The sequence below is a fragment of the Ureibacillus chungkukjangi genome, assembly GCF_044795995.1.
Lineage (GTDB): Bacteria > Bacillota > Bacilli > Bacillales_A > Planococcaceae > Ureibacillus > Ureibacillus chungkukjangi.
In genome coordinates, this window is sequence record NZ_CP085010.1 from 320,799 (window position 1) to 339,567 (window position 18,769).

The 18,769-nt window shown below is 33.1% G+C and carries 22 protein-coding genes and 3 pseudogenes; 4 read left to right on the forward strand and 21 right to left on the reverse strand.

The genetic code is table 11. The annotated features are described in order from the left end of the window. Positions 1–98 precede the first annotated feature (98 nt). The 3 genes from LG296_RS21165 to LG296_RS21175 are packed head-to-tail and all read right to left on the reverse strand — an operon-like array spanning position 99 to position 2,979. A complete protein-coding gene (locus tag LG296_RS21165; protein WP_193768079.1) occupies positions 99–869 on the reverse strand; it encodes a class I SAM-dependent methyltransferase in 771 nt (256 codons plus the stop codon). A gap of 14 nt (positions 870–883) precedes the next feature. Beyond that, positions 884–1,693, reverse strand: coding sequence for an aminoglycoside N(3)-acetyltransferase (locus tag LG296_RS21170; protein ID WP_107937247.1), 810 nt, complete (start codon positions 1,691–1,693; stop codon positions 884–886). A gap of 26 nt (positions 1,694–1,719) precedes the next feature. Next, positions 1,720–2,979 carry an MFS transporter gene (locus LG296_RS21175; protein ID WP_107937245.1) on the reverse strand — a complete coding sequence of 420 codons (1,260 nt, stop codon included), beginning with the start codon at positions 2,977–2,979 and terminating at the stop codon, positions 1,720–1,722. Positions 2,980–3,666: 687 nt separating this feature from the next. On the opposite strand from LG296_RS21175, the gene LG296_RS21180 reads away from it, so the two are divergent. From LG296_RS21180 to LG296_RS21190, 3 genes and pseudogenes are all read left to right on the forward strand, one after another. Beyond that, positions 3,667–4,944, forward strand: a complete 1,278-nt coding sequence (locus LG296_RS21180) for an IS110 family transposase (RefSeq protein ID WP_107937930.1) — start codon at positions 3,667–3,669, stop codon at positions 4,942–4,944. Positions 4,945–5,382: 438 nt separating this feature from the next. Further along, positions 5,383–5,448: pseudogene (locus LG296_RS21185) on the forward strand (hypothetical protein); the annotation flags it as partial. A 104-nt stretch (positions 5,449–5,552) separates the two neighbouring features. Beyond that, positions 5,553–5,757, forward strand: a pseudogene (locus LG296_RS21190) (group II intron reverse transcriptase/maturase); the annotation flags it as partial. A 323-nt stretch (positions 5,758–6,080) separates the two neighbouring features. Here the strand turns inward: LG296_RS21190 and LG296_RS21195 are convergent. From LG296_RS21195 to LG296_RS21205, 3 genes are all read right to left on the reverse strand, one after another. After that, positions 6,081–7,411, reverse strand: a protein-coding gene (locus LG296_RS21195) for an IS3 family transposase (protein ID WP_235867716.1) whose coding sequence is annotated in 2 segments (ribosomal slippage) — positions 6,081–7,030 and positions 7,030–7,411 — 1,332 coding nt in all. Because the reading frame shifts where the segments join, the coding sequence is not laid out codon by codon here. 93 nt (positions 7,412–7,504) lie between these two features. Beyond that, the gene (locus LG296_RS21200; protein WP_107937928.1) at positions 7,505–7,936 is read right to left on the reverse strand and encodes a GrpB family protein; all 432 of its coding nucleotides are present in this window, start codon (positions 7,934–7,936) and stop codon (positions 7,505–7,507) included. Between the two features lie 104 nt (positions 7,937–8,040). Continuing rightward, positions 8,041–8,217, reverse strand: a complete 177-nt coding sequence (locus LG296_RS21205) for a hypothetical protein (protein ID WP_193768092.1) — start codon at positions 8,215–8,217, stop codon at positions 8,041–8,043. A 259-nt stretch (positions 8,218–8,476) separates the two neighbouring features. Between LG296_RS21205 and LG296_RS21210 the strand changes: the two are divergent. After that, positions 8,477–9,839, forward strand: a pseudogene (locus LG296_RS21210) (IS3 family transposase). A gap of 56 nt (positions 9,840–9,895) precedes the next feature. Here the strand turns inward: LG296_RS21210 and LG296_RS21215 are convergent. The 15 genes from LG296_RS21215 to LG296_RS21285 all read right to left on the reverse strand — a co-directional run bounded on the left by LG296_RS21215 (position 9,896) and on the right by LG296_RS21285 (position 18,755). After that, the gene (locus tag LG296_RS21215) at positions 9,896–11,056 is read right to left on the reverse strand and encodes a helix-turn-helix domain-containing protein (RefSeq protein WP_107936702.1); all 1,161 of its coding nucleotides are present in this window, start codon (positions 11,054–11,056) and stop codon (positions 9,896–9,898) included. Positions 11,057–11,269: 213 nt separating this feature from the next. Next, complete coding sequence (locus LG296_RS21220) at positions 11,270–12,040, reverse strand: hypothetical protein (protein WP_107936700.1); 771 nt, start codon at positions 12,038–12,040, stop codon at positions 11,270–11,272. A gap of 150 nt (positions 12,041–12,190) precedes the next feature. Next, the gene (locus tag LG296_RS21225) at positions 12,191–12,457 is read right to left on the reverse strand and encodes a hypothetical protein (RefSeq protein ID WP_107936698.1); all 267 of its coding nucleotides are present in this window, start codon (positions 12,455–12,457) and stop codon (positions 12,191–12,193) included. A 135-nt stretch (positions 12,458–12,592) separates the two neighbouring features. After that, positions 12,593–13,081 (reverse strand): hypothetical protein, encoded by a 489-nt coding sequence (locus tag LG296_RS21230; RefSeq protein WP_107936696.1) that lies wholly within the window; start codon positions 13,079–13,081, stop codon positions 12,593–12,595. A 161-nt stretch (positions 13,082–13,242) separates the two neighbouring features. Continuing rightward, on the reverse strand, positions 13,243–13,353 hold the full coding sequence (locus tag LG296_RS21235) for a helix-turn-helix domain-containing protein (RefSeq protein ID WP_404428014.1): 111 nt from the start codon (positions 13,351–13,353) through the stop codon (positions 13,243–13,245). Between the two features lie 82 nt (positions 13,354–13,435). Then, positions 13,436–13,600 carry a hypothetical protein gene (locus LG296_RS21240; protein WP_193768076.1) on the reverse strand — a complete coding sequence of 55 codons (165 nt, stop codon included), beginning with the start codon at positions 13,598–13,600 and terminating at the stop codon, positions 13,436–13,438. 35 nt (positions 13,601–13,635) lie between these two features. Further along, positions 13,636–13,959: a hypothetical protein gene (locus tag LG296_RS21245; RefSeq protein ID WP_107936692.1), complete on the reverse strand. Its 324-nt coding sequence runs from the start codon at positions 13,957–13,959 to the stop codon at positions 13,636–13,638. A gap of 45 nt (positions 13,960–14,004) precedes the next feature. Continuing rightward, on the reverse strand, positions 14,005–14,217 hold the full coding sequence (locus LG296_RS21250) for a hypothetical protein (RefSeq protein WP_107936690.1): 213 nt from the start codon (positions 14,215–14,217) through the stop codon (positions 14,005–14,007). Positions 14,218–14,234: 17 nt separating this feature from the next. Then, complete coding sequence (locus LG296_RS21255) at positions 14,235–14,867, reverse strand: hypothetical protein (protein WP_107936688.1); 633 nt, start codon at positions 14,865–14,867, stop codon at positions 14,235–14,237. Between the two features lie 84 nt (positions 14,868–14,951). Further along, positions 14,952–15,248 (reverse strand): hypothetical protein, encoded by a 297-nt coding sequence (locus LG296_RS21260; RefSeq protein WP_107936686.1) that lies wholly within the window; start codon positions 15,246–15,248, stop codon positions 14,952–14,954. A 36-nt stretch (positions 15,249–15,284) separates the two neighbouring features. Beyond that, entirely contained in the window at positions 15,285–15,770 is a 486-nt protein-coding gene (locus LG296_RS21265) for a hypothetical protein (RefSeq protein ID WP_107936684.1), read from the reverse strand. Positions 15,771–15,821: 51 nt separating this feature from the next. Continuing rightward, positions 15,822–15,995, reverse strand: a complete 174-nt coding sequence (locus LG296_RS21270) for a hypothetical protein (RefSeq protein WP_193768075.1) — start codon at positions 15,993–15,995, stop codon at positions 15,822–15,824. Next, complete coding sequence (locus tag LG296_RS21275) at positions 15,988–16,566, reverse strand: hypothetical protein (RefSeq protein WP_107936682.1); 579 nt, start codon at positions 16,564–16,566, stop codon at positions 15,988–15,990. Before LG296_RS21275 ends, LG296_RS21270 begins: the two co-directional genes overlap by 8 nt. Before the next feature lie 433 nt (positions 16,567–16,999). Then, on the reverse strand, positions 17,000–17,368 hold the full coding sequence (locus LG296_RS21280; protein WP_107936680.1) for a hypothetical protein: 369 nt from the start codon (positions 17,366–17,368) through the stop codon (positions 17,000–17,002). Positions 17,369–17,675: 307 nt separating this feature from the next. After that, on the reverse strand, positions 17,676–18,755 hold the full coding sequence (locus LG296_RS21285) for a GGDEF domain-containing protein (RefSeq protein ID WP_193768074.1): 1,080 nt from the start codon (positions 18,753–18,755) through the stop codon (positions 17,676–17,678). Positions 18,756–18,769: the final 14 nt, after the last annotated feature.

The window sequence follows — 18,769 nt, forward strand, 5'->3', positions numbered from 1 at the left end:
ATTTCCTGGTATTAAACTCCTTTATTCAACATAGGGAGTTTTTTAAATTTGTCGTACTTCTAAAACAGTGCATCCCTCAATTCTAAAATAAAAGCTTTTTAGCTTACAGGGGAAACCACATAAATCATAAATTCACTATCTTCTTTTAATGGAGATTTATAAAAATCCCCATACTTGGATTCAATCTTATACCCACATCTTGAAAGTAAATGCATCATTTCTGACGGTGTAGTGTATCTCGTCATAAAATTAAAATTATATTTATCAACTAATTTTTTTTCGAGACCATAAATTTCTATGAATAGATTTGTATAAACCAATTGATGAAAATGTTTAAATTTACACTCATGCCAGGAATAAATATGAGTACCTTCTCCCAAAATATTATGAGGGAGTTTTGCTACATCACTCTTTCTATCTTCAAATGGACAAACTGTCGGTGGAACAATTACATCAAATACTAATTTCCCGTTATTATTCAATAAACTTCTAAGTGTCATTAAAGTTTTAACTTGATCTTTAATAGAAAGTAAAAATTCAAATACCCCTCCTGAAAGTATTATTAAGTCGAATTTCTGTTTTAAGTTCAAGTTTTTTATATCACCAGTATCAAATTTAACTATATTTTCCAAACCACAATCTTTGGCTTTTTTACATGCTTTATCAATCATATCGCTAGAAATATCTAATCCTAATATATGTTTCTCTTCCTTAGCAAGTTCCAAAGCAAGCGTACCTGTTCCACATCCAGCATCAAGTATATTTTGATATGGTTTTGCCATTTCTAAATAAAAATCAATTAAACCAGGAGGTTCAGGAATTAAAATATCGTAGAAGTTTGCAAAGATGTCATACTTTTCAAGTTCCATTATCATTCTCTCCTTTACCTGTTTTTTAACCAATCAAATGCAAAATTTACTGCATCTTTTTGTTTAAAGAATTTAACTTTAGCATTCGCGATTTTGTAAGTAGTTACCGGACTCCTTATTTCAAATGCTTCCCCCAAAACTTCAAATATGTCATCTGGATCTAAATCAATATCTTTGTAGGTTTTCCAAACTCTCTCTCCATCCTCCAATATAGCAGAACTTTGAGTAATTATATTTTTAGTTTCCAATTGATATTCTGCCATATGAAAAGAAGTATTATTTTCAAAACCCACTCCTAATAAAAGAACATACGCATCAAGTTCATATAATTTACCAAGAGGGGACTTTTTTCCTAATCCGAAGTTGAGTGAATGATCCGCAACAATACTTTTTGAGTGTCTCCCCCAAGCCGTAAAAGAATACATAGGGTGATTACTCCTAAGCACTCCTGGCCAGGATCTAAATAGTTCTGGAATTATACCTAATCCAAATGTTGGGGTTGTTTGTAAATCAAATGGAGGCAAAGTGTCCCTGATTGTTTCCCACCACTCTTTGGGAACTGGAGGAGCTTCCCAATACTGAGGATCAGAATTATCAACCGAATGTGCAGGCATAACAATTGTACCTTCTTTTGTAACAACATCCATTAAAGAATTTATAACTGTTATTGCTCCTCCTGAAACCCAACCTAATGAACTTAAAGATGAGTGAACTATTATAGTCATACCTTGTTTAATACCCATTTCCTTAAACTTTTCAACTAATAAGTTTCTATGTAGAAGTTGAGTGTTTGAAATTTCCACTTTGTTTACAAATGAACTCATAGTATCCCCTTCTCTCACAATATTTCTTATATTCTTTGTGTCTCGTAGTCCTCTTCTTCTAATTTATTAATATTAGGTAAACCTCTAAGAGTTCTATTAAACATCCAATAAATTGACATTATAATTATTATAAACCCATTTAACATTATGATAAATGTAGTACCTAAGCTAGCGCCTAAATAACCACCTAATAAAGAGCCAATCGGCATTGCAATTGTAATAACGCTCTCGATTATAGTACCGACTCTCCCAATCATATTCTGAGGCAATATAGTTTGAAAATATGAGGTTAATATTATATTGATGTATCCTATTGGTATAGTTGCAACAAATAAGAGTAGGCAAGATAGGATAATCGATAAGTTTGAAAATGGTCCTATCAATACCCAGGAGACCCCAGATATTCCAAAACCAAAGATAATTAATATTCCTATACTATATTTTTTTGTAATAAATGAAGTTAAGAGCGATCCTACTAGCATCCCACCTGCATAACAAACCATTAAAATCCCATAATATTGAACTCCACCTGAAACATCAGCAAACTCGGGGAATACGACTAATGTAGCACTAAATGTAAAATTAATTAAAACTAATGGTAGAATTAAGTTTATTAAACTAGGTCTCCAAAAGTATTGCATTCCCTCTCTTAAATCGCTTTTATATTCATTGAAAGTACCTTTAAAATTTTGCTTTTTTGTTTGTACCCTATTGCCATTTTTCAATTTCAAACTAGCAAATAGTATAACTGATAAGATAAAAACAATAGAGTTTAAATAGTAAACACTCATAATTCCTATAACTGAAATGAGTACCCCTGCAAATCCATTAAAAATTAAGTTCATTCCCTGATATGAAAATGCCATTGCAGAGTTAGCGTCTATTATCCTAGATTTTTCAACAATTTGAGGTAATAGTGCATTTTGGGTGGGATAAGTAAATAAATTCATAAATGATATCAAAGGCATTATTACCAAAACAATAGTAACAGTAAGAGTATCAAGTAATGATAAGAATGGAATAAGCAATATTAATAAACTCTGCCCTACACTAGAAAACATAAGCAGTTTTTTTTTATCATACCTATCAACTATTGGACCGATAAAGACGCTAAACAACTCAGGTATCAAAATTAAGAAGCCTGCTAACCCCGAATAAAAGACCGAACCACCTAATTCATAGACTAACCATGTTGCTGCCACATAGTATATGCTGTCTCCTATGTTCATCATCAGTCTACCGAAGAATAAAGAAGAGAAGTTTTTGTTTTTAAACAGTTCTAACATGATAAACTCCATTCTTATTTAGAATAATAAATTTTCAGAATATACTAATTTATTTATTTCACCTCCAATTAATATAATATCACAAATTATCCAAATTCTGTAATTATTATGATAATAATTAAAATTCATTACCGTAAAATATATTTAAGAAGCACAAAAAAATTGGAAAATCTACTAATCGAAAATACGTTATATAATTTCGCAGACATTCTGAATAACTCTATCATTATCTGTGGGAATTCCCAGTGTCCTAGCATCTCCGTTTTGTGTGATTTACTTCACTTTAGTAGATATAATAACAAGGGATTAATATGCATACGAAGCTCAATATAGAAATTATCCTTGAGGTATAATGTAGCAAAATTGTCTTTATCAATCATATTTTATCCTGGAAGTTATCGATCATTTCCATGTCAAATAATCAGTTTAATTTTGTTAGAGGATTATTATGTATATCGCTAATAGTGTTATTTGCTTATTTTGTTATTTGCCAGAATTAAACATACTAATTAAACTTAAGTAGTAGTTACTACTACAACCTCTTTGTCTCCGTAAGCACGAAACAGGAGCATTCCTGTTAGAAGGATTTTCGGGGACTTGAACAACAAAGAGCCCTCTTGGTATGATACGGGGTGTCAAAATCTGCAGAAATTGACCCCTAATTTAGTAACCAAGGAGGACTCCATAATGGATTTTATACAAAATCAAAAAATTAATCAAGTCACCGAAAAAACACTTGTAATCGGTATCGATATTGCAAAACGTACACATTACGCATGCTTTGTAGATGACCGAGGACGAGTGCTCCAAAAATCTTTCTCAGTTTCACAATCCAGAGATGGCTTTGAATTTTTCTACAAACGGATTTTGGTAGCTATGACAGAATCCGAGAAAACGGAAGTCATTGTTGGAATCGAACCTACGGGCCATTATTGGCTCAATTTAGCCTATTTTCTTCAAGAACGAGGGATTCCACTTGTCATGACTAATCCTATGCATGTCAAGCGTTCAAAGGAGCTAGATGATAATCTACCTACCAAACACGACCGTAAGGATGCCCTTGTAATCGCTAGACTCGTTAAGGATGGACGTTTCAGCTACCCACGTATTTTGAAGGCCATGGAAGCTGAACTCCGAGTAGGATCCACGTTTCGAGAAAAGTTAGTTGAGGAATTCGGTGCTGTTAAGAACATGATGATTCGTTGGCTAGACCGCTATTTTCCTGAATTTACACAAGTATTTCCGAAGTTCGGAAAAATGGCACTGGCTGCACTTGATTGCACCCCATTCCCAAGCGACCTACATCAGAAACAGGTTGATGAGCTACTTGTATTATTCAAAAAAGTAGAGGGGATGAAATCTCCTCAGAAACCGAAAGCAAAGCGTCTAATCGAAGTCGCAGCTACCTCTATCGGCGTAACAGAAGGATGTGAGATGGCCCGTTATGAAATTGCCACACTCGTCCGCCGTTACAATCAGTTAGAACAAGAAATAGAAAGCATCACAGAGCAGTTAGTTGACCTTGTTAAAACAACAGTGGAATACGAATGGCTCACAACGGTCCCAGGACTAGGCGATACTACAATTGTCGACCTTTTAGCTGAAATCGGAAGCTTCTCACACTACGATGATCCACGCCAAATTATTAAGCTTGCGGGATTAACGTTACGTGAAAACTCATCCGGTATGCACAAAGGTCAAAAACGTATATCTAAACGTGGTAGAAGAAAACTACGCGCCCTCCTTTTCCGAGTGATGATGCCAATGATTCGCCACAATGAAGCCTTTAGAAAGCTACATGAGTACTACACTAACCGTCAGGTTAATCCGTTACGTAAGAAGCAATCCATCGTGGTTCTATGCGGAAAGTTACTAAAAGTTTTACACGGAATTAGCACCAAGCACAAAGCGTTTGACGCACAGCGAATGATGAAGGATATTCCTAGTCTCGCAGAGGCTATGTAAGTTCTACATCCCCTTGATAGACCTAGACAACAGGATGACACGGAGAAGCTGGCATTATTTTTTCCATTCGACCTCGAGTCCCTATAGGAGCTTCGCTAGCCTCTGCCTTATGACTAGACCGAACGAAGGAATGTAGGCACACAGATGCCCAGAGACATGGGAGGGTACGTCATCATAAGCTACGCAGAGATCCATTGTGCATCACATAATTCCTAGCACTACTTACTAACATTTACCAGTAGTGACCGCGTAGCGTACCCATGTATTGGAATAGATTCACATAATATGAAAATATTATAGTAAACTTTGTCGAAAAATATTTTTTTGATGCACTACCAATGGCTTAAACCGTTGGTACATCAACATTTATAGAGGGAGGATTTATTTACAATTAAAACCCATCAACTAAAAAACAATGAGACACGCTATCAATTTCACGTGTATATTGGAACCGATCCATTAACAGAAAAAGAAAAAACTACTACTCGTAGTGGATTCAAGACTAAGCGAGAAGTAAAAGAAGCTCTTGCTCAAATTCAACAAGAAATCCGTAAAGGAACCTTTCGGAAACAAGCAATTGAAACCTATATAGAAATTTATGAATTAATTGGAAGAAACCTCGAACAAGGGTCAGAAATCTTACTCGTATGCTTTTCCACATGGAAAAGCATACGAGTGGGGAAACACCCGAAAAGGGTACTGGCGCATTTCTAAAAGCCCCATATTACACAGAACCCTTGGCAATTCCTAATGGGAAATCCAATAGCTGAAAAGTCTGAATTTCGTTACAAAACTTTGCGTTATTCATCTTAATTGAACTGCCGTATACGGAACCATACTTTCGGTGGATTGACAACTATTAGCTGGTTTTGTTGAATATGGTCGTTGTTTAATTAGTTATTTAAAACTTAGCGTAGTGTTCTCTTAACAGGAGTTTGAAATTTTCAGCGTTTTCAAATCGCTCTTAGGACTTGTTGTGTATTTGTGAATTACTTACTTGTCATTCGCTCAAAGATAGATTGTACAAATTGCTCTTTATAATCTGTATATGAATTAATGCCTTTTAGGTCTGTGCTAAAAAAAGACTCTTTTAGGTTTAAAGTGTACCCTTTGTAAAGGACATTTTGAAAAAGAGCCTAGGCAACTTGTTGAAGCTGCTGTCTGTATTTTGCAGGCGGCAGCTTTTTTAAATTCCATTGCCCACGATAATGATTGTAATAGGTCATGTAACTTTTGATTTCACGTTTTACTTCTTCAAGCGTTTCACAATTGCTAAAGTTTGTTTCATCTTTTAAATGCCCAAAGAATGATTCTTGAGGCGCATTATCCCAACAGTTTCCTCGCCGTGACATAGACTGACCTAAACCCATTTTCTTCACCAATGCCTGGTAAATCGGGCTTGTATAATGGAAACCCTGATCGGAATGGATAAAGGCATCTTCTGCTAAATGCGAATGTTTTTTTAATTTCTTCAACGTATTCAGAGCGATGTCCAAGTGTAAAGAAGATGACACTTCATAAGCTAGAATTTCGTTCGTTTCAGCGTCCTTAATCGTTGATAAATATGCACGTTTGCCGTTTCGATATGGCAAATATGTGATGTCTGTCAATAACACTTTACCCACTATACCTTGTTTAAATTTGCGTTTTAATTCGTTCGCATAAATGCGGTGTTCTTTCGTCGCTTTGACCATTCTTCGATAAGGATTTGCCTTGCGAATTGGACAGATGATGTTAAATTTCTTCATAATGCGGCGAATCCGCTTTAAGTTATAGGTGATGCTATATTGGCTTTGAAGCGTCATTTTAATTTGGCGTGCTCCCTTTTTACGTCCTCGGAAATGATACGCCTTTAAAATGATGTCTTTCACCACTTCATCTGCTTCATCTTGTTTGGCGCGATTTTGCGCTGATTTTTCATCAAAATGATGATAGAACCCTGAACGAGACACACCCATTACCTTACATAGATAGCTCACCATACGCTTTAGTTTATACTTTTGAAGCGTCTGGTGGATTAATTCAAATTTTAGTTTCGTTTCGATTGTAATTTCTTCTTCAACATCTGCCTTTCGAGTAGATCGAGCTTTTTTAGTAGTTCATTTTCTGCACGTAATAACTGGTTTTTCGCTTCTAAACGGGCGATTTTTTCTTCTGGGGTTAATTTCCGTTCAGAAGGTCGGCCGGAATTCATTTTACGAGTATCTTGTAAACCTACAATGCCAGAATTACGATAGGCTGCACGCCAGCGTTTCCCCGCTGTTTTAATACGATCCATTCCAATTAAGTCCACACTTAAGCCAGCTTCCTCGAAGATATCTCTAGGTAGCTTCCCCTGTTCATTTTCTGCAATAAAATGACGTTTGAATTCGTCGGTATAGGTAATCGCTTTCTCGCTGACTGACTTTACATAAGGGTTTCTTTTTAGCAGTTCTTGTTCTTTTTTCGTTAATAATCTTTTCGTCATTCTAATTCCGCTCCAACATCTTTTTTCTCATTATAAACAAAAGTACCCTACAAGAAGGACTTTTTTTAAAGTGTCCATCTTATAGGGTACATTTTAGTTTTCATACTGTTCCTTAATATCTTGATTAATATTTAAATAATCTCTAAAGAATAGCATTTGGTTCCATTTTTCCTTTTCGAACTCAACAATATGAATGAAATGTGTTTTTATCTCAAATGTTTCATCAGTAAATTTAGCACAAACAATTTCATTTGGCCTTTCAACCTTTAATCTGTAAAAACCTATATTTTGAAGATCTTTAAAAAATGCTTTATCAAGTGTTGTAAGACTATCAACACCTATTAAAATATCTATAATCGGCTTAGCTCGAATCCCTTCAATAGACGTACTACCAATATGTTCAATTTGAGTTGGAGTTAAATTTGTATTTTGAATTATTTCCGTTTTTGTTTTATTAAATTCATCTTTCCATTCTTTATCAAAAGGAACAATGACAACCTCGTTATTTTTCAATCCTAACTTCATAATTAACCCCTCGCTTTCCTAATATAAGTTACGATTTTAGACAATACGGAATTCTTACAAGTTAATTGATTTGGCAGCAGCATACACTTTAAGTAGACTTTTACTTAAACTAAATTCTTAGTTCCTATCCAAATAGAACTTAAAAGCGCCATCCAAATTCCAAATAAGACTAACGCTACACCGTAATGTCCTGAGAAAAGTAAAACAAACGCCGAAACCATTAGTAATATCATTAAAACTATTACAAGAACTTGAAATATCCCCTTTTTCTTATCGTACATATGTTCAACCACCTATAAAATAATATTAGTGCTTATATTTAGGTACGATAATTAATAATAAAAGTTTCAAGTTATTTCCAAATATAATGTTTATGTTAACTATAATTATTAGAGTAGCGTTTTTTAATCACATCTTCACAATATTGTTTCTAGTGTTACTCAACAATCTTGCCCTATTCATGAAGAAAGACCCTCTCCTAATTCTGAACTGAACCCCAAATGTTAGACACCAAATCTATCATTTGGAGGTTCTTTTTATATGACAAGGATTACTTTTGAACAAAAATTGGATACGATTTTTCGTGTTGAAAAAGGTGATGAAGGTATTACTTCAATTGCTAGATCACTTAATTTTACTAATACTGAATTGATACATTTCTGGATTGGAAAATATCATCTTCATGGACCAGAATCCTTGAAAAAGAGCTATACACGTTATTCTATTGAAGATAAACTATATATACTCAATTATATGAACGAGAATAGGCTGTCTGATATAGAGACTGCAGTACATTTTAATTTACCTACTCCAGGTACAATAAGAAAATGGCGAATTAGTCTTAAAAACGTAAGTGTGGATACCCTATTTCTTAAGGAAAAGGGGCATAAAAAGTTGAAGAAAGACAACTCAAAAAAAGGTAAAAGTCAAAACTTTGAAGAAGGTTCTTTAGAGGCATTACGAGCAGAGAATGAACAGCTACGTATGGAGAATGCATTTTTAAAAAAGTTGAATTCCTTAGTTCAAGAGAAGGGAAAATTAAAACGAAAGACTTGGCACAAGTAGTCTTTGAACTAAGGGATCAATTTAGTATAAAAAAATTAATAAAGTTAGCAGGTATTAAGCGTAGTACTTATTATTATTGGACAAGTCGCTTTGACCAACCTGATAAATATGACGATATGAAATCGATGATTTCAACTATATATCACGACCACAAGGGACGGTATGGTTATCGTCGAATAACGTTAGAATTACGTAATCAAGGCTTCCTAGTTAATCATAAAACTGTTCAACGACTTATGAAGGAAATGGGTTTAAAATCGCTTGTACGTATGAAAAAATACCGTTCTTATAAAGGTAGTGTAGGTAAAATTGCGCCAAACATTCTTAGTCGTAAATTCGTTGCGTCAAATCCAAATGAAAAGTGGGTAACGGATATAACTGAATTTCATTTATTTGGTGAAAAGTTATATCTTTCCCCAGTACTAGATTTATTTAATGGTGAAATCATCGCTTATAATATTCAAAGCCGACCTACATATAAACTTGTATCGATAATGTTAGATAAAGCTTTCTGTTGCTTATCCGAAGGAGATGCCCCTATCTTACATTCTGATCAAGGTTGGCATTATCAAATGAAAGAATACTCTAATGCCTTAAAAAAAAATGACATTACCCAAAGTATGTCTCGTAAGGGTAACTGTTTAGATAATGCAGTAATTGAAAACTTTTTTGGCCTATTAAAATCTGAACTATTATATATGCAAGAATTTGAAAGTATGAATCACTTCAAGCTTGAACTTGAATTGATATTGAATATTACAATCACAAACGGATTAAAGGAAAATTAAAAGGATTGAGTCCGGTACAATACCGAATTCAATCCTCCGAAGCTGCTTAACTTAATAATGTCTAACTTTTTGGGGTCACTTCAACTCTAGGAAAGTGCTCAATTGCTTAATTTCTAACAACTTTGATAGATAAATCTCCACTTATTACATCATGGTAGTTATCAGCATAAATCTCATATTGGATTGTTATTTCCTTTTCTTCGAATTCAGGAAGAAAAACAATTCTTATATCTTCTAGAAACACTTTTGTTGTTAATTTGTGTTTGAGTTTCGCAATTTTTTCTGTAATTATATACATATTTTCAGTTTTTCCAACTTGGGGATATTGTGATTGTACAAAATTACGCATAGTAATAATTCTGGAGAAGTCTGTTGGATCATCGTAGACATCACCAGCAATTTTAAGTCCATTGACTATAGGAACCTTCAATTTAATCGTACAGCCGACTAATGGCTCTGCTCCTTGATTATGTATGAATAAATTAAAACGATTACCTACTTCTTCGTAAAAATAATAATTATCATTCTTTATAAACTCTTTTTTTACATCTAATAACATTTGTTGTAATTCCGAATCATCTAATCTAGATAAAGGTTTTTCATTCCTAAGTATGCTAAAATCAGAAGCCATCACAAGGGGTTTCATATAGTAGGGTGATTTTCTATGTTTTATTTCATTCTCTATTGCTCTTTTTCTTATATTAGAAGGTGCATTATTAATTTCCCCTGAATTTAATACACGTAATTCAATAGAAGATTCAATGGCATCTATAAATCCGACTGAAATATCTTTACTTTGAACTTTGTCTCTTCGTTGATACATTAAGTCAAGTTCTTGACGTTTTGCAAATCGAGTAGAAGTACCGTTTCTAATATAAATTATCCCTTGTTTAGTTGGTGGATAATCTTTTTTAAAAACATAAGGTGGATTATCACAAGGGCCAATCTCAAATACGGCTAATTCGTTTTCTTCTATATTTACATATTTAATTTTAATTGGAATATTAGGTTCAATATTTTGATCAATTAACTGCTGAAAGTTTGATACATCACCAATATCATTACGATTTACATTAAAGTATTCCTTCATGCCATTTTGATCTTTAACTCCAATTACTATATATCGATTTAAATCATTTGTTAATGCATTAGCAAAAGCAGCAACATCTTTTAAAAATTCCCCAGTCTTTTTGCCATACGCTTCTTTTTTGAAATCAAGAGTAACTGATTCATCTTCATTTTCAATACGATACTCAATTGGTAACATAGAAATTCACTCCTTTTAAATATCTCCTTTTGAATATATTACCAAATTTTTATCAAATAATACTGTTGTATGTCACTTGTACAATCAAGACAATCATCGAAAGGTTTATCTCAAGTATAAAAAAGCATTTTTTATTAAACAATCCTTCCCCAATTGGACAATAAAAAAATCCTGCATACACAGGATTTTAAATGAGATATATTATTCTTTCTATTATTGCACTTTCGCAATTGGTAGTTTATATTCGGTACCTTTATATGAGATATTTGAACGTTGATATAAGACAAGTTGACTTCCAACTGGTACATCACTACTAATTGAATAGGCTAAAACATATGGTACAAAGGCATTTCTCTCGATACCGCCAAGACTTAATTGTTCCTGGTCGTATTGCTCCAAATAATACAAAGCCGTTTCATCTGACATTTCTGCAGAATCTAAAACTTCTCCATTTTCATCATACACATATAACTTTGGTTGTATTTTATCAAATGAACTACTGCTTGAAACACGATCACCAATATTCGTAGCAATTATCTGAACGATTATGTATTGTTCGCCATCATCCGCACGTAAAACATTACTAGTAGCTTCACTTTCTAAATACTTTACACTTTCAATTCCTGTGATGTTATATTGGAAGTTTTCGTGCACTGCATTGGATCCTTCATCATAAATTTTAAAACCGTCTTCATCAGTCGAGTAAACTTCTTCATTTAATTGTTTAGGTAGAGAATATATTTTATAATCTCCTGTTGCATCAATCCCTATATTATTTCCGTCATTAGATGATCCAGAATTTGCAACTTCATTAAGAGTTTCATTGTTCGTTTGGGCCTCTTCTTCTGTACTTACTTCTTCTGTTGCAACTTCTACTTTTACATCTTCACTAGTTTCTTTCGATACATCTGATTGTTCCGAATTTCCACAAGCTGTTAATAAAAGTGTAGAGAGAGCTGCGATTAATAGTAGTTTGTTATTCATATGTTCCTCCATGATGTTGTTGTAAATTTATAGTAATATATCTATTTTCTAGAATATCATAAAATAGTAGTGTTAATAATGTCCTTTTTAATTTCAAACTGTTAATTCTGTTTAAGATTGACAGTTTGATAATGTATTATATTCAGATTCTTAAAGTGGACCGATAATTGATTGTAGCAAGTCAGTAGTATCTTCACCTTTACTAATCAGTTCGCTTAGTTCATGGTATTGTTCTTCAGTGATCTCCAATAAATCTTTACGATGAACAAGAGCTGTTGATCCAGTGCCGGAAAAATATTCTGCAGCTTCAATCATGTCACCCTCATTAAGATGTTTTTCTGAATCGTGTTCAACAATCCAACCGTACTCTCCTAAGTCATTACCATTCAAGTTTGTAATAATAAAGTAATTGTTCATAAATAATTCTCTCCAATTGGTTTTATCTAGCTAATCATGTTTTTGATTAGTAGTTTCCTCTAATTAAGTATCTGTAATTATGCCTTCTAAGTTAAAACTGCCATTTCTAAAGAGAAATGACAGTTTGATAATGTACTATAATAGTTCACGTTCAATAGCAATATTAACGGCCTGTTCTACACTAATTGACTTTGGATATTCAGTAATTAAATTAGCTACATTCTTAAAGTTTTCGCTAATACGAATTACGTTACATTCTCTATCAATATATTCAAGATCCGCTAGAAAAAACTCTCCTGTTTGTGCTAATACACGAACATTCTTTACTTTCCAATTATCATCTCGATAAGGAACAAATTCAGGGATCTCTAGACTACCTTGTTGCATAGGAACTAATACTGGTAGCAATGCTTCTTGTAATAAATATTGATTTTGACAAAAATCAATAAACTCGCCCATTATTTTAATCTCTAATTCGCCAAATAAACTTGCGATTACTTTATCGTCATAGCGATATTTCATAATAAATGCAGCTATTTGTTCGGCAGTATTTTCAACAAAATATCTCTTTCCATTTACGTATCCGTAAGAATATGTGCCAACTCCAAATTTAACTCTTGTCATAATTAATAACTCCTTTAAGTCTAGTAGTATTTATTGTTCAGTTTCTTCTATGTGTTTTTCGTTATTGACGTTGTGAAGAATTCTTTTAATTTCAATTAGTGCAGCCTTTAACTCTTCTAATTCCTTCTCCATTGGGTGTAACATCAATGAATCTTCTCTTCCTAATAGGGGAAGTCCGCGGAAACTGAGAAAAGCTCAGCAAGAGCGAAAATAACAGTACTAGGAGGACTTACACGCCCACTCTCATAGTTACTGATATTTGTTCTACTCATTTGTAGAATATGTGCTAACTCGTCTTGCTGGATCCCTGCTCTATTTCTAAGATATTTAATTCAATCGCCAATAAGTTTCTTGTTATACTGCTTCATCAATTTCACCTTCTTCAAAGATTGATTGATACCAATTTACAAAATCGTCTAATTCTTCATCAGACTTCTTATCAAAATCTTTATCATTACCACCTATGTGAAAGTTACTTTCTATGCAGAATCGAATTTTTTCCTCGCGTGTTCTTGTCATTTTCTAACACTCCTAACCCTCTAATTTTGTAGTAGTTAATATCTTTTAAGGTTTGATTCATTAACACCGAAGAAAAAGAATAGTTCTTCATCGCCGTAATGATTTTTCTCTTCAGGAGAAATTACAGCCACCTGATTAAAACTTCCATTCTCTAAAACTTGAACTTTGTTAATGATTACCTTTGTGTTTTTTTTGATAGCAATTTTATTTGCTTCAATTAATGCCTCATCTTCAGTAAAGTAAATGTCCCCTTGATTACGAAACAAATTCGATTGATTATCTAACTGGAATGCTGTGACAATTTTTAAATTGGAACCCGTTTTCTCAACCTTAGTGCCAACTATTTCAGTCCGTTCCACTTTACGAATTTTAGTTTGAAAATAACCAATAGGATGATGATGATTTTACAAGATTTCGCTCGATTTAATTAATAGCTCGATATAACGCTCACGTTCATTCAAGCTATCAATCTGAGGATTTTCAAACTCGACAAATTGACGTTCCGAGCAATCCATTCTTGTATTATGAGCAATTACTTTTCTTGCCTTTTCAAATGCCTCTTTTTTGCTTTCAGCATAAATACCGTAGCAATATTCAGTACTAAACATCGTGTTCATCTCATTGATTCCTCCCTTTACTGAGCGCTTTCTAAAACTGCTTGGATGGTATGTTTAAAATCTTTTAAACTAGTTGCATCCGTACTAACAGTTAATAGAAATAAATGCTCTTCTCCTCCATCTATTGTGAAAACCTCGCCATAATAGCCATCAGCTAAAGTTGAAATTTCCTCGCCATCTCCATTCGCACAAAATAGAAATGAAGCGGTATCACAGCCTAACTCTTTTGAAGTTAGTTCACAAAATGGTGGATAGTAAATTCGGTCATCTTCATATGAAATGAAACGAGCAGGTTTTTTAAAAAAATGAATTTCTGCATTGATTACTTCATGTTCTTCATTTTCAGTAACAACTAAAAGGTAGTCATGGTCTAGTTCTTCATCAAAGATTAGGTCGGCTAACTTTTCATTGAAGTACAGTTCATCTCCGATAGATAATCGGCCTTTGAAGTGTTTTGCTTGATTCATTTCTTTATCTCCGAGATATCGTACATACTTTTTAATATCAATTGTGTCTTCAATATCACAAAGACGGCCAGATAAAGCGCGGTTTAGATTCTCACCCTTTATACCAGCTTGACGTAATTCATTTGTGATTGAAGTTTGAAAGATAATTGGTAAAGTTTGAATAGATACGGTAGTGTTTGTCATTATGTTTTCCTCCTAAATATAAAAGGAGCCCATTAGGTCAGATATAGACCAAATGTGACTCCTTATGCCTCTAATTTGTATTTATTAAACACTAAGTTGACGTCTTCTAAATTGATACGCATTGAATGCTCTATTTTCAGCTTCAAGTGACATCACCACAAACTTTAATCCGATATCGACCACTTGTTGATGAGCTGATAATAGTTCTTTTGGAAAAGCACCAATTTGAATCCATTCTTGCAACTTTGTGAGTTTAACCTCTCCATGTTTCATTACAAAATTATCACCTAATTCATTTACTATGCGGTGGATGTCCCATACAGGCTTATTTTCAACCTTTGAGATACTTCCAACAGAGGTTTGAACCTTCTTATCTTGCATAGCGTGAAAAGGCTCTAAAAGAAGCTTGTACTCACTTTAAAGGGTATCGAATTGTTGATTGTAGGATTTAACCGACTTCAACAAAAAATCGATATCTTGTTCATGAAAATCTTCTTCAAGAGAATGATTGTAACTCTGACCATTCTTGTTTAACGTAGCTTTTAAATAATAAGTGGGGTCATACTGATAGGGCTCAACTATATCCATAAGTTCATTTGCTTCCAAGTACTTTTTATTGAAAGAAATTACTTGTGAAAGAGCTTCAGACCGAATGTAATTAAGGATATCCTCAATTAATCCGAAATTATCTGTATCTTTGACTTCACTTGTTACAAACTTAGCGACCATACCATGTTTTTCAAATACGTGTCGCTTTTCTTCAGAATGATAAAGTTTTGACTTTAATGCTTCTTTCGCTGCCTTACAATTCTTTTCAGATTGTTGTTTTTCAGCAAAAGAGCCATTCATGATGAAAGTTTCAAAAGCTTTGATATTGTTTGATAAATCCTTTATTGAGTTCATTTCAAAAATCCTCCATATGTGTAATGTGCTTTGTAAGTTTGGTTGATAATCTCACTTCTTAAAAGCGTTGGATGTTTCATCATAGGGATTGCCCTTGCTTTCAGCGAAATCATCAACCTTGCTACAATCCTCTAACTCGATTAGTTCAAAATCGGCTGCTCCTAAGAAATCTCTAAATGAAGCAATCATTTCAATTAAACTCATCATGTTACTTGTGTTATGCATATAAAACCTCTCCCGACTTTTGCTCTGGAATAAACGACTCGAACGTAAATAGATCATACGGTTGCAATTCCATGAAACATTCACTTTGTTGTACACATTGTTCTAGCGCTTTATTTACTCGTTCAAGAGTTTTTACTTCACGAGTATGGAACGTAATCTTATCGTCCATTAACAGACAAGTTAGGTCCTTAAAATCCCTAGTTATGTAACAATCAAATATGCGCGGGTTTGTTTCTCTCCACTTCTTTTTTGCTTTTTTAGTACAAGCCACAACTGAATAATCATCAAGAAATAGATTGTAATGTACTTGGCAAACTTGAGTTTGAAACGTGTCTAACGCACGTAATAAGATCGCGGATACATTATCAGTATTTCCGATATAGTTGATATTGTAGTTAATACTCCCTTCGACTAAAGGCTGGATAAAGAGCTGTTGTGACCTATCAAATACATTGGTCCAAACGAGTGCCCCTCTCTTATTTAAAGTAAATGATAGAGCCTTTAGTTTTTCTGTTAGTGATTGAAAATCCTCTTCAATACGAATAACCATATTTACTCGTGCTGTTGTCATAAATAATCATTCCTCTTTGTGTGATAAATAAAAAAAGAATTTATCAACCTCCATAATAAATAATGGATAGTGATAAATTCTTACCTCTAATAAGCTGTAGTTTTATAAACAAATTGCTTTGCTGCCCTCCTTAAAGTATTAAAATCTTATTCTCAATCAGCAAATAAAAAAAGCCTTTGAGATGAAGTGATATAGGAATCTTCAATAGATTATCAATAAAGAGAAAATAATCTATTATCCTATTAAACTTCAACCCAAAGGCTGTAATGTGCTAATTGCTGCGCTGAACCAATAAGGTTAGCAAAAAGAAAAAATAAAAGAATTACCTTTTTATCTTAGCACACATAAAACTTTCCAATCAATGAAAAAAAGTACAATTTTAATAATTGTACTTTTTTTCAATCGTAGGAATAGTATTGTAAGTATCCTGATATTACGCGGATTTTGAAAATGTCATAAATGTAAGTTCATCTGTTTTGGTTTCGTCAGCTAATAGTAAAAACTCATCTTCTGTAAGTGTATAAGTCGTTTGTCCATCCTCAAATTGCTCCAGAACTTTATATTCTTCCGGAATATTATTAACAGGAACACGAATATAGACATCTCGTGTATCTATAATATTAACATCAGATAAAATACTCCCGTCTTTATAAACATATTCTTCTTCAAATAAGTACGCTAGATACATAAAACTTGGAACATCGTACATTTCTATAGAACTATCCTTAGTCCTTTGATATTTATAAGTCTTTTCAATTCTAGGGAAAGAATCAAACTCTTCTTTCATAAATTGGTTTTTCATAAACCGCAATTCCTCTCAAATGTATATATAAATAATGAATAAATAAGATTTGAATTTATAGTAAGAACTAAAATAAAGAGATAATGAGTTCAGAAACTGAAGATTTTAGTAAAATTATCTTTAGATAATCTGAATCTCTGTTAGTTATATATTAGGTTATATATATTTATACTACAAATGAACACTTATAAACAATAAAAAAAAAATATTAATAGTAAAAATTGACCATTATATTATATATAAAATGGAAATTGAAAGGGAGTTTATAATTAAAATATCAAGGAATACTTTTGTTAGAATGTTAATATTATATTTTAGAAATAAGAGAATCATCTAAAACAACACGATTCTTACCATTATTTTTAGCTGCATACATTCTAAAATCAGCTTTTTTTATTGTTCGATTATGTAAATCTTCTAGGGGCTCTTGAGTTAATTCATTTGAGTGAGCTACTCCAACACTAACCGTTACTCCTATTTCTTTTTCAACTCGTTCTCTAAAAATCTCTGCTAACTTATTAGCATCACCATTAGTAACAATGCCTACCATTTCCTCACCGCCAAAACGACAGCTAAGTCCTTTATTATTTAAGACTTCTTTTAACATCCCTCCCACTTCTCTTAAGATAATATCTCCATACTCATGGCCTTTTGTATCATTCAATGATTTAAAATTATCTATATCCGCAAAGATGATGCTAATAGGTACTTTCCGTTGTACTAACTGGGCTGTTTTCTTCAATAGATAACTTTTATTAAATAAGCCTGTTAAATTATCCGTTATACTACTTATTCCTGCATTTCTTACTAATAAAACTACTCGATCAAAATATCGCAATGTTTCATAGATAAGTAAAGATAATAACACTAAACTATATAGGAAGATAAACGCTAAGGATTGAGTGATCTGACCTAATAAGACACATACGGCAATTACCATAAAAAATAGACTACGGATTAGTTCAGAATCATAACCTTGTTGTCTTCGATAAAATAACCAAATTGAATAAATCAAATAAGCTAATCCAAATGCTAATCCTCCTATGAATGAAGGTAGGAGAGTTAATAGAGCAATAAATGCCGTTAATATTATTAACGGTAATCGTTCTGACAATGTTCTTTTCTCGGCAAGCCAATATACAGCCAAAATAGTTAATAAACTACTCAGTCCCGCTAAGTGATAAGGTCGGCTCCAAAATTCAACCTCTCCATTTGCAGTATAAATAGTGAGAGGTAATAAAAAGATGATTCCAAAACTAATAGCTAAATACAAATCTGTCTTAATGCCCGTTTTGATATATAAATGTGTGGAAAATAAGGTTAGCAAGGCTAATATCAATGCCATATTTAATAAAGGTAGTATGGAAATATCATAAAAAAACTGCATGTTGAAGTTCATTC

Excerpts from the sequence above, each read along its gene's own strand:
- LG296_RS21215 (WP_107936702.1), bottom strand. The coding sequence starts at position 11,056 with ATGTTACCAATTGAGTATCGTATTGAAAATGAAGATGAATCAGTTACT.
- LG296_RS21175 (WP_107937245.1), bottom strand. The coding sequence starts at position 2,979 with ATGTTAGAACTGTTTAAAAACAAAAACTTCTCTTCTTTATTCTTCGGT.
- LG296_RS21205 (WP_193768092.1), bottom strand. The coding sequence starts at position 8,217 with ATGTACGATAAGAAAAAGGGGATATTTCAAGTTCTTGTAATAGTTTTA.
- LG296_RS21270 (WP_193768075.1), bottom strand. The coding sequence starts at position 15,995 with ATGCATAACACAAGTAACATGATGAGTTTAATTGAAATGATTGCTTCA.
- LG296_RS21180 (WP_107937930.1), top strand. The coding sequence starts at position 3,667 with ATGGATTTTATACAAAATCAAAAAATTAATCAAGTCACCGAAAAAACA.
- LG296_RS21220 (WP_107936700.1), bottom strand. The coding sequence starts at position 12,040 with ATGAATAACAAACTACTATTAATCGCAGCTCTCTCTACACTTTTATTA.
- LG296_RS21275 (WP_107936682.1), bottom strand. The coding sequence starts at position 16,566 with ATGACAACAGCACGAGTAAATATGGTTATTCGTATTGAAGAGGATTTT.
- LG296_RS21240 (WP_193768076.1), bottom strand. The coding sequence starts at position 13,600 with ATGACAAGAACACGCGAGGAAAAAATTCGATTCTGCATAGAAAGTAAC.
- LG296_RS21255 (WP_107936688.1), bottom strand. The coding sequence starts at position 14,867 with ATGACAAACACTACCGTATCTATTCAAACTTTACCAATTATCTTTCAA.
- LG296_RS21260 (WP_107936686.1), bottom strand. The coding sequence starts at position 15,248 with ATGCAAGATAAGAAGGTTCAAACCTCTGTTGGAAGTATCTCAAAGGTT.
- LG296_RS21230 (WP_107936696.1), bottom strand. The coding sequence starts at position 13,081 with ATGACAAGAGTTAAATTTGGAGTTGGCACATATTCTTACGGATACGTA.
- LG296_RS21225 (WP_107936698.1), bottom strand. The coding sequence starts at position 12,457 with ATGAACAATTACTTTATTATTACAAACTTGAATGGTAATGACTTAGGA.
- LG296_RS21250 (WP_107936690.1), bottom strand. The coding sequence starts at position 14,217 with ATGAACACGATGTTTAGTACTGAATATTGCTACGGTATTTATGCTGAA.
- LG296_RS21280 (WP_107936680.1), bottom strand. The coding sequence starts at position 17,368 with ATGAAAAACCAATTTATGAAAGAAGAGTTTGATTCTTTCCCTAGAATT.
- LG296_RS21285 (WP_193768074.1), bottom strand. The coding sequence starts at position 18,755 with ATGCAGTTTTTTTATGATATTTCCATACTACCTTTATTAAATATGGCA.
- LG296_RS21165 (WP_193768079.1), bottom strand. The coding sequence starts at position 869 with ATGGAACTTGAAAAGTATGACATCTTTGCAAACTTCTACGATATTTTA.
- LG296_RS21235 (WP_404428014.1), bottom strand. The coding sequence starts at position 13,353 with ATGAGTAGAACAAATATCAGTAACTATGAGAGTGGGCGTGTAAGTCCT.
- LG296_RS21200 (WP_107937928.1), bottom strand. The coding sequence starts at position 7,936 with ATGAAGTTAGGATTGAAAAATAACGAGGTTGTCATTGTTCCTTTTGAT.
- LG296_RS21170 (WP_107937247.1), bottom strand. The coding sequence starts at position 1,693 with ATGAGTTCATTTGTAAACAAAGTGGAAATTTCAAACACTCAACTTCTA.
- LG296_RS21265 (WP_107936684.1), bottom strand. The coding sequence starts at position 15,770 with ATGAACTCAATAAAGGATTTATCAAACAATATCAAAGCTTTTGAAACT.